This window comes from Blautia sp. JLR.GB0024 (assembly GCF_037000545.1).
Lineage (GTDB): Bacteria > Bacillota > Clostridia > Lachnospirales > Lachnospiraceae > Blautia > Blautia celeris.
Window position 1 is genome coordinate 242,490 of record NZ_JBANBF010000006.1, and the last position, 13,024, is coordinate 255,513.

Consider the following 13,024-nt stretch of genomic DNA (forward strand, 5'->3'; position numbering starts at 1 on the left):
TTCCACGGTTGATATTTAAAACCGTGGAAGCTTCTTTTCTTTATGCAGAAAAATTATTTTTATTTGTTTAGGATTCGTTTTATGGTGTTGAGGTCTGCAAGATTTACGGTTTCAAAGTTTCCTTTGTAGAATATGGCCCAGTTGTTGAATACACAGGGGAGGGTTTTTGCTTTTTGTAGTGTGTCTACCTGGATGAAGGCGGAGGGGGTATTGGTGGATTCGCAGTATTTTTTTATGGTTTCTATGGTTTGGTAGGTGTAGGGGCATTGATGGTCGTAGTAGATGGTGAGGATTTTGTTCTCGATTGTTTGGGCTTTGGCGCTTTTGGTAAATTGAGGGGTGGTTCCGTCGAAGGAGAGGGCAAGAAGGTCGTAGCCGGAGTCTGTGGTGTCAACAACTTCAAAGCCGAACTTTTTGGCAAATGCCTGGTCGGAAAGCCAGGCTTTTTGTTTTTTGGAGCCGAGCATGCAGATGCCGGACTTTCCTTTTGCTTTGGCGTCGGCTATGCAGTATTCCATCAGTAATCTGCCGTAACCGTTTCCTTTGTGGGCACCCGTGACCCACAGGCAGTATATATAATAGTAATTATAGCCGGTTATGGGGACCCAGGCGGTTTCCAGAGGAGCGTATTCTATGAAGACCACTGCTTTTTCGTTTAATTTTCTGAAGACATGGCCCTCTTTCAGTCGGTCAGAAAGCCATTGCCGCTTTGCCTCAACGCCGGGATGGGGCTTTTTGCTGCGGATGATGCAGCATAAATGCTCAGCGGGAAGGTTTTCGGTTGTCAGGTTAATAAAATTTGTATTCATATTTATCCTCGCTTATATATCTATCGGTTTTCCGGTCAACATTATTCTTATATCATGCGTCTTAAACTCATGTGCCGTAAAATAACACAATAATTTAACAGGCAGACGATTCATCCTCCATTGTTGTCTATTTTTCTAAGTATATAAAAGTAAGTTCATTCGAAACTTCCTGTTGTTTAAAAATTTCATATCCAACCTGTTCATACAGCTGTAAATTTTTTGCACTTTTTGAACTTGTAAACAATTCACATCGGTTATGTGGACAAGTGTGTTCAATTTCTTTTAATAATTTTGTGCCTATCCCTTTTCCTTGCCAAAATGGGTGTACGAATAATTTTCCAATGTATAGAGTACCATTTTCTATATACCCACGTACTGAACCGATAATTCTGTTATTATCATCAAGAACTTTTAATATTGTCCCATTATCATATTCGTTTTGAACCTCTTGTAATGTCTGCTTTAGTGGCGGAATATCAAAATTATTTAATAGTTTTGCTTCGCTTTGATAAGACAAATATTGCAGTTGTAGAATTTCTGATAAGTCCTCTTTTGTAGCTTTTGTAATAATCATCAAAACACCGTCCTTTGTTCATATTAGTAGCTGCCCCTAAAATTTTTGAAATGGATTGGTGCTGCTTTTTCAGGGCTGAATTTAGTTATAGTATACAGGATTAGCAGGAGTATAACAATGTTTTTCGAACATATTTTCTGTTCTTGTATGTAAAAATATTCTGATGAAGCTGAGGATTCCCGTACGCCAAATTCAGGTGATTCCGGAGGACAAAAAGAAACACCCGGCTCTGTAAAAAACAGATGCCGGGCGCCTTGCTTATACAAACAGGTTTACGTTGGACTGCTCCGCGTCGCCCAGGTAGGAGGCTACACCGGCCAGTTCTACGCCGTCTATGAGTTCCTCCGGGGTAATGCCCATGACATCCATGGACATGGTGCAGGCTACCAGCTTTACGCCGTTTTCCTGGGCCTGCCTGATGAGTTCTTCCAGAGAGGAGACATTTTTGGATTTCATGACTTTTTTCATCATTTTTGTGCCCATGCCCATCATGTGCATTTTGGAAAGCTTCAGTTTTGTGGTGCCCCGGGGCATCATGAAACCGAACATTTTCTCAATAAAAGGCTTTTTGACATGGACTTTTTCCGGTTTTCTAAGAGCGTTCAGGCCCCAGAAGGTAAAGAACATGGTGACCGGGCGGCCCATGGCAGCAGCGCCGTTGGCTATGATGAAGGAGGCCAGAACTTTGTCTAAATCACCGTCGAAGACGATAATTGTCTTTCCCTGGTCATCCCGGTCATGGGACGGCCAGGAGGCTGCGCTCAAATCATCCCGGTTGTGGGACGGACAGGAGGCTGCGTCTACAGCTGAGGAGGGCGCAGTGCCTTTTTGAATAGTCACAATGTTTTCTCTGCCCTGGCGTTCTGTGGACAATAGAGTGTTGCCGGTTCTCCGGCACCAGGCGTCTATATCCCGGGCAAATCCCATGTCTGTGGCGGACACCTGAAGTCTGGAGCCTTCGGGCATCTTCTTCAGGGTCTCATTTACTTTCATGATGGGACCGGGGCACTGAAGGCCGCTGCAGTCCAGAATCTGAAGCTTCTGCGGTGAGTCTTTGGCAGGCTCCGGCGCCGCAGGGCTTTTTTCAGCGGAAGTTAAAACCGGCGGTGTCTCACCGGATGCAGTGTGGTGATATGTTTTGTAGAAGGATGTACCGCCGGCCAGGACACTTACCTTTTGAAATCCGCTCTGCATAAGGATGCGGGCCGCATTGTAGGAACGCACGCCTATGGAACAATACGCTACAATCCTCTTATCCGGATTCAGCTCCCTGAGACGGCTCCGCAGGGTGCCGAGAGGCATGTGGACAGAACCGGGAATGGAAAATACCATGCGTTCAGCCTCCTCTGTAACATCCAGGACGGTAACGCCCTCATGTTCTGCCTGCAGAAGCAGATCCAGCTCCGCGGGGGTGACAAAGGATACCATGTTGTTCCGAATATTCTCCGCCACAAAGCCCAGCATATTGACAGGATCCTTGGCTGAGGAAAAGGGCGGGGCATAGGCCAGTTCCAGTTTTGCAAGATTCTCTGTGGTTCCCTGCATGCTCATGACCGTGGCTATGGTATCTATCCTTTTATCCACTTTATCCTGGCCTACTGCCTGGGCCCCCAGTATCTTTCCCTCCTTGTCAAAAAGAAGCTTCAGAGTGATGGGTGTAGCCTGGGGATAGTAGCCGGCATGGGATTTCTGGTTGATGACAACAGTCTCATAATCTGTTCCCTTTTTCCTGCCGGATGCCAGAAGGGCTTTTTCGTTCAGACCCACTGTAGCAGCGGTCAGGTCAAAGACCTGGGCAACAGAGGTTCCCATGGAACCCTCGTATGTTTTTTGGCTGCCCGTAATGTTGTCCGCGCAGATTCTGGCCTGCTTGTTGGCAGGTCCTGCAAGGGGAATCATAGTTTTCTCACCGGTCACCAGATGGTTGACTTCTATGACATCACCTACTGCATAGATATCCGGTTCGGAAGTCCTGAGACAGGCATCCACCTGAATGCCTCCGCGGGCATTTAAGGCAAGGCCTGCGTCTTTTGCAAGTGCACTGTTGGGCCTTACGCCGATGGAGAGGAGCACCAGCTCAGCCTCCACGGTTCTGCCGCTTTTCAGATGGATTTTTGTACTGCCGTTTTGTGTCTCAAAGTGGTCGACACCGTCCTCCAGGATCAGCCTGGTGTTGTTCATGCGGATGTTTTCGTGGAGAATCTGCGCCATTTCGTAGTCAAGAGGCGCCATGACCTGATTCTGCATCTCTATAATCGTCACGTCAAGGCCTGCCCTGTGCAGATTTTCCGCCATCTCAAGGCCGATAAAGCCTCCGCCGATCACAGCCGCCCTGCCAGGATGATGCTGTTCCATGTAATGCTTTATATTATCCGTGTCCGGAATGTTCCAGAGGGTAAAAATACCCTGGCCGTCAATGCCGGGGATGGGCGGTTTTAAAGGAGAGGAACCGGTGGCAAGGATAAGGCTGTCGTAGGTTTCCTCGTATTCCTCCCCGGTGGAAAGACTGCGTACCAGAACTTTGTGCTCCTTGGGGTCAATGGCGGCTGCCTCTGCTTTTGTGCGGACATCAATATTGAATTTTTTCTTCATGGCCTCCGGTGTCTGGAGAAGAAGGGCATCTCTGCTCTTTATCACATCCCCGATATAGTAGGGAAGGCCGCAGTTGGCAAAGGATATATAGTCTCCCTTTTCCAGAACAACAATCTCCATATTCTCATCTCTTCTGCGCAGTCTGGCCGCTGCTGTGGCTCCTCCCGCTACGCCTCCGATTATCACTGTCTTTTTTGGCATATCTGAAACACTCCTTTTTTGTGGTTGGTCTGTTTTCTCATTGCCACTATCATACACAGATTCGGATGGGTTTTCCGTAACAGAGTCACATAGGCAGAAGGGATCACTCCAGAAATCCGGTCATACTGCCTTTTGGAAATTCAATAAAGACTTCACAGCCTTCCCCTTCCCTGGATGTCAGGTAGATTTTGTGTCCCATTTTCTCACAGAGTTTTCTGCACAGGTAGAGGCCTATACCCGTGGACTTTTTGCCAAAACGGCCATTGGAGCCGGTAAAACCCTTGTCAAAAACACGGCCTGCATCCATGACCGGAATACCGATGCCCTTGTCCTTCATGCACAGGATGACTTTTTCCTTTTCGGCAGCAGCATACCACTCGATTCCCGCGCTGTCTTCCTTCCGGTATTTGATGCTGTTTGCCAGGATCTGGTTCAGAATAAAGGCCAGCCACTTACTGTCAGAATACACACATACATTCAGGTCATGCAGGGCTATGGAGAATTTTCCGCCTATAAGTGCTTTCTTGTTTTTGCGTATAACCTCGCGTGCCAGCTCCTCCAGATTCAGCTTTTTCAGTATATAGTCCTTTTCCACGTAATTGCTTCTGGCGTAAAAAAGTGCCTGCTCTGCAAAGTCATCGATCTTGTCCAGCTCCTCCGAAAGGCTTTCACTGCAGCTGTCCCTGTTGTTTTCCAGAATCATTTTCCCGGTGGCTATGGGGAGCTTCACCTCATGAACCCACAGTTCAATGTATTCCTTGTACTCATCGCTTTTGCGTCTGTACTCTCCCACCCGCCAGTTCATGGATTCCGCCATTTCCTGCAGGGTTTCATACATGAATTTCCCTTCCAGAAAACCCGGGCATTCCAGCAGCTCGGGAAGCAGGTATTTCTGGTCAAGATGTGCCAGATGATTTTCCACTGTCCTGTAAAAACGGCGTTTTCTCATATAATCCGTGCACCACACCGCGAACCAGATGCTGACAAAAGAGACCCCTACCAGCAGCAGGTAAAAGTTCGGTATCATGACCAGCACACCGAAAAGGATCACCACCGTGAGAACTGCCAGCAGCATAATAAACTGCAGCCATCGCTCCTTTATATATTCTCTCAGATTCATTCTAACAGATACCCCTGCCCTCTCTTGGTATGGATCACGCCCTTTCGTCCGATAGATTCCAGTTTTGCCCGAAGCCTTGTGATATTCACAGTCAGGGTATTGTCATCTACAAACAGTTCACTGTCCCACAGATCATTGATGATCACATCCCTGGACACGATCTTTCCCCTGTTTTTCGCAAGGCAGTACAGTATCCTGCTCTCATTTTTCGTCAGGTCCGCCTCCTGCTCCCCTGCTTTTGCCACGCTCCGGGAAATATCCAGAATAAAGTCACCGCAGGATATCTCCTCTGTCTCCTGCAGGCTTCCCTGGCTTCTCTTCAGCACTGCCTCCACATGGGCCAAAAGGATCTGGGGATTAAACGGCTTCGCTATAAAATCATCTGCCCCGTAATTAAGACACAGAAGCTCATTCATCTCCGTATTCTGGCTGGTTATGATGACAATGGGAATCGCCAGACGTTTTCTCAGCTCCTTACAGATGTATTTTCCGTCTGCGTCCGGCAGGGAGAGGTCTAAAAGCAGAATATCGCCCCCTGCACGGCAGATCTCCTCCACTGCATTTTTGTAATCCGTGATCTCCCCGGTATCATATCCGTGCATTTTAAAAAACAGCGCCAGCTCTGTGCGCAGTTTGTCATCGTCTTCCGTCAAAAGAATTTTCATTTCTATCCCTTCTTTCTTCTGCAGCCGGGTAAGTGATCTTTTCTCTGCGCGGCTGCACAACCAGAAAACCGGACGCAGCCTCTGCCGCATCCGGTTCACTATCAGCTTTTTACAAGAATCCTTCCTGTCATGATCCAATCAGCCAGTTGTACATTTCTTCATACTGGTTCGCAGAATTGGACCAGGAATAATCCTTGGCCATTGCGCGGTCGATCAGTTTGTTCCACTCGCGCTTCCTATCGTAGTATACAGACTCTGCATAGCGAATCGTACTCAGCATCTCATGAGCATTGTAGTTCGTAAAGCTGAAGCCTGTTCCTGTACTTTCAAATTCATTGTATGGTTCTACTGTGTCTTTCAAACCGCCAGTCTCACGCACAATGGGAATGGTTCCGTAACGAAGGCTCATCAACTGACTCAGGCCGCATGGCTCAAACAGTGACGGCATCAGGAACGCATCACATGATGCATAGATTCTGTGAGATAACGCATTGTCATAGAAAATATTGGCGGACACCTTGCCTTGATATTTCCATGCGAAATGGCGGAACATATTCTCGTATCGTTCTTCACCAGTGCCCAGCACCACAAGCTGGATCGCATCCTGGCACAGCTCATCCATTACATAAGCGATCAAATCAAGGCCCTTCTGGTCTGTCAGACGTGACACAATACCAATCATCATAGCCTTCGGATCCTGGTTCAGTCCCAGTTCGCTCTGCAGAGCTGTCTTGTTCTTTATTTTTTCTTTGCGGAACGTCTTCGCATTGTAGTTCTTCGCGATCATACGGTCAGTTTCGGGGTTGTATTCATCATAGTCAATTCCATTTACGATACCGCGCAGGTCATGGGCGCGGGCGCGAAGCAGTCCGTCCAGTTTTTCTCCGTAAAATTCAGTCTTAATCTCTTCTGCATAGGTATTACTCACAGTTGTAATGGCATCCGCATACACCAGTCCGCCTTTTAAGAGGTTGCCGTCCTTGAATGACTCCAGCTTGTCAGGGGTAAAATAATATGCCGGAAGTCCGGTCAGTTCTCGGATCGTCTTAATATCCCAGGTACCCTGGAATTTCAGGTTATGTATGGTCATGATTGTCTTAATACCCTGATAAAAGGCACCTTCCTGGAACCTGTCCTTTAAGTAAACCGGTACCAGTCCTGTCTGCCAGTCATGGCAGTGGATCACATCAGGCCTGAAATCAATTACAGGCAGGATGGACAGTGCGGCTTTTGAGAAAAACGCAAATTTCTCAATGTCAAAACGGATATCACCATATGGCTGGTATCCTGAAAAATAGTATTCGTTATCAATGAAATAGAACTGAACACCGTCATATTCCATCTGCATGATGCCCACATATTCTCTGCGGTAGCCTATGTCCATATAAAAATGTGTAACATACTGAAGCTGGTTCTTGAACTCTTCCTTCATGCACATGTATTTGGGGATAATCACCCGCACATCAAAATAATTCTTATCAAAGCACTTGGGCAGCGCGCCGACAACATCTGCCAGCCCTCCTGTTTTAATAAACGGTACGGCCTCTGAAGCCACAAACAATATCTTCTTCACTGAAATACCCTCCTTCAGCCAGGCACCTTCCTCACAAACCTCCCAAGTCTGCCATGCCTGCATATTTTAGACAGTATCTCAACCTGCCTATTATAATGATTATACCCTATTTTCAGTGCAATGAAAAGTGCTTTTTTGGCGGTGATTTTTATTTCTTGTATTCTAATCTGATTTTATCTGCAATTAAGGCAATAAATTCCGAATTGGTGGGTTTGCCTTTTCCTGTACTTACGGTATAGCCAAACAGCTCGTCGATGGTATCCATCTTTCCTCTGCTCCATGCCACTTCAATGGCGTGGCGGATTGCCCGTTCTACGCGGCTGGGTGTTGTCTGGTGTTTTTTTGCTATGGTTGGATATAAGATCTTCGTAATAGAATTGAGCATTTCCATGTCATTGACAGAGAGTATGATCGCATCTCTCAGATACTGATAGCCTTTGATGTGTGCAGGAACACCAATCTCGTGGATGATGTTGGTCACATCTGCTTCCAGATTTCTCTCGAAATAAGTACCCTTATCCTCATATGCATTGACTTTGCGCAGTTCCTTCACTCTCGTGTCCCTGGACTGCCTGATATGCTTGATGCGGGACAGAAGCATCTTGTTGTCAAACGGTTTCATAATATAATAATTTGCCCCCAGATTAAAGGCATCTTCTGTGATCTGCTCCTGTCCGACAGCGGATACCACGATAAAAGCGGGATGTTTTTTCAGATTGCCGTCCCTTCCGACACGTTCCATCACGCTCAATCCGTCCACTTTCGGCATTATGATATCTAAAAGTACTACGTCAGGTTCTTTTTCTCTGATTATATCGTATATATCGGCGCCATTGTTGGCATGACCTACCAATTCCAGCTCTTTATCTTCATTGATGAGATTCCCCAGTAAATCCAACATTTTCTCATTATCATCTGCTATAGCGACATTTAACTTTTCCATAACTCGTCCTCCATGTCATGTTGCTCTTTTTCTTCAGTAAATGACGGGCGCCCTGTTGAATCGTCATTTCTGAAGACTACTTGTATTATATTATCAGTTGTTTTCATAATCAAGCTAAATCATCTTACAACTTTCACCGTATTCTGCCACATTCATCATTTTTTCGACATCTAACCTGATTTTGCAGATATTTTTTCGCCTAATCCTCCAGCATTTTTTCAATAAAAATGCCGTAGCCTTTGGTAGAATCCTGTACAAAAACATGTGTCACAGCGCCGATCAGTTTTCCGTTCTGTACAATAGGACTTCCGCTCATGCCCTGCACGATCCCGCCTGTTGCCGCAAGCAGCTCCGGATCTGTCACCTGTATGGCAAAAGCTTTGTTCGTGTCCGCCTGGTCCCTGTAAATATCCGTGATATTTACCTGGTAAGCCTTTACCTCACCTTCCAGCTCTGCCAGTATCTGGGCTTCCCCTGTCTCCACCTCCTGTTTGTAGCCCACCTCCATGGAAGTAAGCGGAAGCTTATACATGCAGCCATCGCCCACAGAACCGAATATACCCTTTTCCGTGTTGCTGTCAATGGTGCCGATCCTTTTGCTGTCATCATAATCAATATAGCCCGAGAGTTCCCCCGGATTTCCCTTTGTCCCTTTTAAGACAGATACGATCTGTGCCTGATACAGTTCCCCGCCGGCTATATCAAGAAGCTCACCTGTATCCGTATCGCTGATCCCATGGCCCAGCGCACCATAGCTTCCATCCTCCTCCACATAAGTGAGGGTACCGATACCCTGGGTATTGTCCCTGACCCAGATGCCCAGTTTATACTCCTGATCCTCCCCCATGACCGGGTCGATGGAGATGGGAACTTCCTCCTCGCCGCGCTTTACAAGAAGGGTGACAGGCTTTCCGCCGCAGTCATGGATCCTTGAGATCAGATCTTTTTTGGAATTGACAGCTTCTCCGTCAACCTGCAGGATGTAATCTCCTGATTTGGCAATGTTAGCGGCCGGCTCACAGGGAATTCCATCGCTGCCGATGATTTCCCCTGTATCCACGATCAAAACTCCCTGTGTGTCCATATAGAGGCCTATGGGCATGCCGCACACAGATACCCATTTCTCCTCCACAGTCTCCACTTTCACATCCTTAAGCGGAATTACTCCAAGCAGGCTGCAGGGAATCCGGTAGGTGCCGCTGTCTGCCACGTTCAGGGTTTCCGGGTAAGTGACCAGGGGATTATCCAGCATTTTGCTGATCCCATCCTCATTTCCTGAACGGACATACAGGGTGTCCGGTATGGAGTCTTTAACCTCCTTATATCCCATTGTGCCGGCTGCAATAATATCTGCTATTAAGAATACGAAAAGAAGGCGCCGATAATTACGCTTTTTCGACAAAAAATCACATCCTTTCATAATTTTTTTAAAAAGAAAAAAGGATACACTCTTGTGTACCCTTTTTAGTATGTGATGATTCATCTATTTCAATCTTGTATTTTTTTGTTGACGTGCCAAATCTTTCATTTCGGAAGCATTGGATAATACGGCGTCTGTGATCCTGTCACCGCCCAGCATCCTTGCCAGTTCTCTTACGGAGTCCTGCTTTCCAAGCTTCAATATCCTGGTCCGCGTCCCCTTATTTTCCACATTTTTTTCAATAAGGAAATGGAAATCCGCCTGGGCCGCGATCTGGGGCAGATGGGTGATGCAGAGCACCTGATGCTGCCTGCCGATGACTGCCATCTTCTCAGACACCTTCCAGGCTGTCCTGCCGCTGATTCCTGTGTCGATCTCATCGAAGATCAGGGTCTCCTTCTCATCCTTGTCAGCCAGAATAGTCTTGATGGCAAGCATGATTCTGGACAGCTCACCGCCGGATACCACTTTTGTCAGATCCTTCACCGGTTCGCCCGGATTGGTGGAGATCATAAAGCAGATACGGTCCACACCGTTTTCTCCAAAAGCTTCCTTTCTTGCAAAGTCGATACGAAATACCACTTCCAGAAAATTCAAATCCTTCAGTGCCTGGGTGATCTCACACTCCAGCTTCCCTGCCCAGGTCTTTCTGGCTTTGGTCAGGACATCGCTTTTCCCGGTGAGTGCCTCCGCTTTCACGGACAGCTCTTTTTTCAGCCGTTCCCTGTAAAGCTCAAAGTTCTGGAGACGTTCCAGTTCTTTTTCTTTCTCTTCTTTATAAGAGAGGATATCCCGGATGCTCCTTCCATATTTTGCCTTCAGGTGGTTGATCAGGTTCAGCCTCTCCTCAAGCTGCAGAAACTCTTCCTGGGAAAAAGAAAAATCATTCAAATAGGAGGACAGTTCCCTGTTAAAATCGCTCAGAAGTGCATCCACATCACTCAGTGACGCGTACAGCCCGGACAGGTTCTCATCAAATTCTGTCACCTGGGCAAGACGCCGCACAGCTCTTCCGATTCGGTCGGCGCTTCCATCCCTCTCATATCCGGTCTGCTCATGGATCTCATTTAACGCTTCCGTGATCTTTTTACCGTTGATCAGGCGGCGGTACTCTGTCTCCAGAGTTTCATCCTCGCCTTCCTTTAACTGCGCATCCTCTATCTCACCAATCTCAAATGCAAGAAAGTCCATCTCCCGCTTCCGTTGTTCCTCGTCAAGCTGGTAGGTGGAAAGTTCTTTTTTCATATCTGCATATTCTCTGTAAAGTCTGCTCACCTGTTCCCTGCAGGGAAGAATATCCTCTCTGCCGTATGCATCCAGAATATCCATTTGTTTTTCCGGATATAATAAGGACTGGTGTTCATGCTGTCCGTGGATATCAAGCAGATAGGACGCTGCTTCCTTCACAGCGGACACGGTGCAGGTCTCGCCGTTAATTTTGCAGATACTTCTGCTCCCGGTAATTTTCCTGCTGATAATAATCTGCCCATCTTCAGGAAAAATATCCATGGCCTTCAAATGTGCCGCTGTTTTTTCATTCACTTCAAAGACCAGCTCCACAAAAGCAAATTCGGCGCCTTCCCGGATCATTTCTCTGGAAGCCTTCTGTCCCAGCGCCAGATTGACAGAGCCGATGAGTACGGATTTACCTGCGCCTGTCTCACCTGTAAGGATATTCAGGCCTTCCGCAAAGTCCACTTCTATCTCATCGATCAGCGCCAGATTTTTTACATGTAAATGTACCAGCATACTCTCTACCTTGTACTCTCTTCATAAGCATTGATTATTTTTTTAATTTTATCCATCAGGATGATCGTGTCATCTGTACTTCTGTTGATGCAGGCAATGGTGTCATCCCCTGCGATGCAGCCCACCACTTCACTGTAGTTCATGTTGTCCAGGGCTGCACCTGCTGCATTTGCCATACCGGAAACCGTTTTGATCACCAGAATATTCTGTGCCATCTCCATGGATAGAAAGGCATCTTTCAAAACCCTTATGTACTTCTCGCTGTTCTGGCTGTCACGCTGCCCCATAACGGTGTACCTGGAGCCGCCGTCCGGCTTGGCGATCTTCATCAGCTTCAGCTCCCGGATATCGCGTGAAACGGTGGCCTGCGTTACCGCAAAGCCGGCCTCCTGCAGTTTTGCAGCCAGTTCTTCCTGTGTCTCAATGTCATACTGGTTGATCAAATCTATGATTTTTGAATGTCTGGCAATCTTCATGGTTCCCTCCTTGTGTGAAATTTCGATTCAAGCCATTGTCAGTTCTTCATCTTCCGCCGCAGCACTTCCAGAAAGCTGATGTTGCTGATCTTCACGATCTGGGTATCCCTGACGGAGCGTCTGATGACAATCCTGTCTCCTGTGGTCATGGTCACATTGGTATCCCCGTCAAAAGATGCCACTGCCCGGGCCATACCCTTCTGCCTGCCCTCACCGATCTCCACGGTGATCTCATCATCCGCCGGGAAGATCACGCTTCTCGTATTCAGGGTATGCGGCGCTACCGGTGTCATGATCAGAATATTCGTCTCCGGGGATACGATAGGCCCTCCTGCGGAGAGGCTGTATCCTGTGGAACCTGTTGCCGTGGAAATGATAATGCCGTCTGCTGTGTAGGAATTCAGAAATTCCCCGTTTACAAAATTATGAAACCGTGTGACGCGAAGAGGTCCTTCTCTTCCGATGACGATATCATTGAGTGCCACGTCCCTGGCCATAAGCTCTCCCTGATGGAATACCCTGCCGCTGAGCATCATGCGTTTTTCAATGGTATATTCATCCAGCATCAGGTGGTTCAGGGCTGACTCAATATTTGAATGGTCAATCTCCGCCAGATATCCCAGGGTTCCCAGGTTAATGCCCAGCAGGGGAATCTGCCGGTCCACCACATCCCTGGCCGCGTGGAGCAGTGTGCCGTCCCCGCCCAGGACAATGACGCACTCCACCCCTTCCGGTATGGCAGACGCGTCCGTGTAATGGTTGTCGGCATCTCTTTCGCAGGATTTCTCTGCCCCGATGGTACACATTTTTCCTTTGCTTTTGAGATAGGCCTCCGCTTTTCTGGAAATTTTCAGTCCTTCGTCTTTTTCACAGTTGGCTATGATAAAAAATTTTTCCATTTG

The 13,024-nt window shown here is 47.4% G+C and carries 11 protein-coding genes; all 11 read right to left on the reverse strand.

All coding sequences use genetic code 11. The features are described 5' to 3' along the window. Nucleotides 1–59: 59 nt before the first annotated feature. The 11 genes from V8Q34_RS15810 to V8Q34_RS15860 all read right to left on the reverse strand — a co-directional run bounded on the left by V8Q34_RS15810 (nucleotide 60) and on the right by V8Q34_RS15860 (nucleotide 13,021). Entirely contained in the window at nucleotides 60–809 is a 750-nt protein-coding gene (locus V8Q34_RS15810; protein ID WP_335835883.1) for a GNAT family N-acetyltransferase, read from the reverse strand. 127 nt (nucleotides 810–936) lie between these two features. Next, nucleotides 937–1,383 carry a GNAT family N-acetyltransferase gene (locus V8Q34_RS15815; RefSeq protein WP_033141182.1) on the reverse strand — a complete coding sequence of 149 codons (447 nt, stop codon included), beginning with the start codon at nucleotides 1,381–1,383 and terminating at the stop codon, nucleotides 937–939. Nucleotides 1,384–1,641: 258 nt separating this feature from the next. Beyond that, on the reverse strand, nucleotides 1,642–4,176 hold the full coding sequence (locus V8Q34_RS15820; RefSeq protein WP_335835884.1) for a DsrE/DsrF/DrsH-like family protein: 2,535 nt from the start codon (nucleotides 4,174–4,176) through the stop codon (nucleotides 1,642–1,644). Nucleotides 4,177–4,279: 103 nt separating this feature from the next. Further along, nucleotides 4,280–5,296 (reverse strand): sensor histidine kinase, encoded by a 1,017-nt coding sequence (locus V8Q34_RS15825; protein WP_103732378.1) that lies wholly within the window; start codon nucleotides 5,294–5,296, stop codon nucleotides 4,280–4,282. Continuing rightward, entirely contained in the window at nucleotides 5,293–5,961 is a 669-nt protein-coding gene (locus tag V8Q34_RS15830) for a response regulator transcription factor (RefSeq protein ID WP_148392973.1), read from the reverse strand. The genes V8Q34_RS15825 and V8Q34_RS15830 overlap by 4 nt, the downstream gene beginning before the upstream one ends. Before the next feature lie 127 nt (nucleotides 5,962–6,088). Continuing rightward, a complete protein-coding gene (gene glgA / locus V8Q34_RS15835; protein WP_033141221.1) occupies nucleotides 6,089–7,534 on the reverse strand; it encodes a glycogen synthase GlgA in 1,446 nt (481 codons plus the stop codon). 148 nt (nucleotides 7,535–7,682) lie between these two features. Further along, entirely contained in the window at nucleotides 7,683–8,477 is a 795-nt protein-coding gene (gene spo0A / locus V8Q34_RS15840) for a sporulation transcription factor Spo0A (protein ID WP_033141185.1), read from the reverse strand. 199 nt (nucleotides 8,478–8,676) lie between these two features. Beyond that, nucleotides 8,677–9,879 (reverse strand): SpoIVB peptidase, encoded by a 1,203-nt coding sequence (gene spoIVB, locus V8Q34_RS15845; protein WP_335835885.1) that lies wholly within the window; start codon nucleotides 9,877–9,879, stop codon nucleotides 8,677–8,679. 81 nt (nucleotides 9,880–9,960) lie between these two features. Next, nucleotides 9,961–11,646, reverse strand: coding sequence for a DNA repair protein RecN (recN, locus tag V8Q34_RS15850; RefSeq protein WP_335835886.1), 1,686 nt, complete (start codon nucleotides 11,644–11,646; stop codon nucleotides 9,961–9,963). Between the two features lie 5 nt (nucleotides 11,647–11,651). Continuing rightward, complete coding sequence (gene argR, locus V8Q34_RS15855) at nucleotides 11,652–12,122, reverse strand: arginine repressor (protein WP_033141187.1); 471 nt, start codon at nucleotides 12,120–12,122, stop codon at nucleotides 11,652–11,654. Between the two features lie 38 nt (nucleotides 12,123–12,160). Next, a complete protein-coding gene (locus V8Q34_RS15860; RefSeq protein WP_033141188.1) occupies nucleotides 12,161–13,021 on the reverse strand; it encodes an NAD(+)/NADH kinase in 861 nt (286 codons plus the stop codon). Between the last annotated feature and the right edge of the window lie 3 nt (nucleotides 13,022–13,024).

Coding starts and splice junctions, on each gene's coding strand:
- V8Q34_RS15810 (WP_335835883.1), bottom strand. CDS start 809: ATGAATACAAATTTTATTAACCTGACAACCGAAAACCTTCCCGCTGAG.
- V8Q34_RS15820 (WP_335835884.1), bottom strand. CDS start 4,176: ATGCCAAAAAAGACAGTGATAATCGGAGGCGTAGCGGGAGGAGCCACA.
- spo0A (WP_033141185.1), bottom strand. CDS start 8,477: ATGGAAAAGTTAAATGTCGCTATAGCAGATGATAATGAGAAAATGTTG.
- V8Q34_RS15825 (WP_103732378.1), bottom strand. CDS start 5,296: ATGAATCTGAGAGAATATATAAAGGAGCGATGGCTGCAGTTTATTATG.
- V8Q34_RS15860 (WP_033141188.1), bottom strand. CDS start 13,021: ATGGAAAAATTTTTTATCATAGCCAACTGTGAAAAAGACGAAGGACTG.
- argR (WP_033141187.1), bottom strand. CDS start 12,122: ATGAAGATTGCCAGACATTCAAAAATCATAGATTTGATCAACCAGTAT.
- recN (WP_335835886.1), bottom strand. CDS start 11,646: ATGCTGGTACATTTACATGTAAAAAATCTGGCGCTGATCGATGAGATA.
- V8Q34_RS15830 (WP_148392973.1), bottom strand. CDS start 5,961: ATGAAAATTCTTTTGACGGAAGACGATGACAAACTGCGCACAGAGCTG.
- V8Q34_RS15815 (WP_033141182.1), bottom strand. CDS start 1,383: ATGATTATTACAAAAGCTACAAAAGAGGACTTATCAGAAATTCTACAA.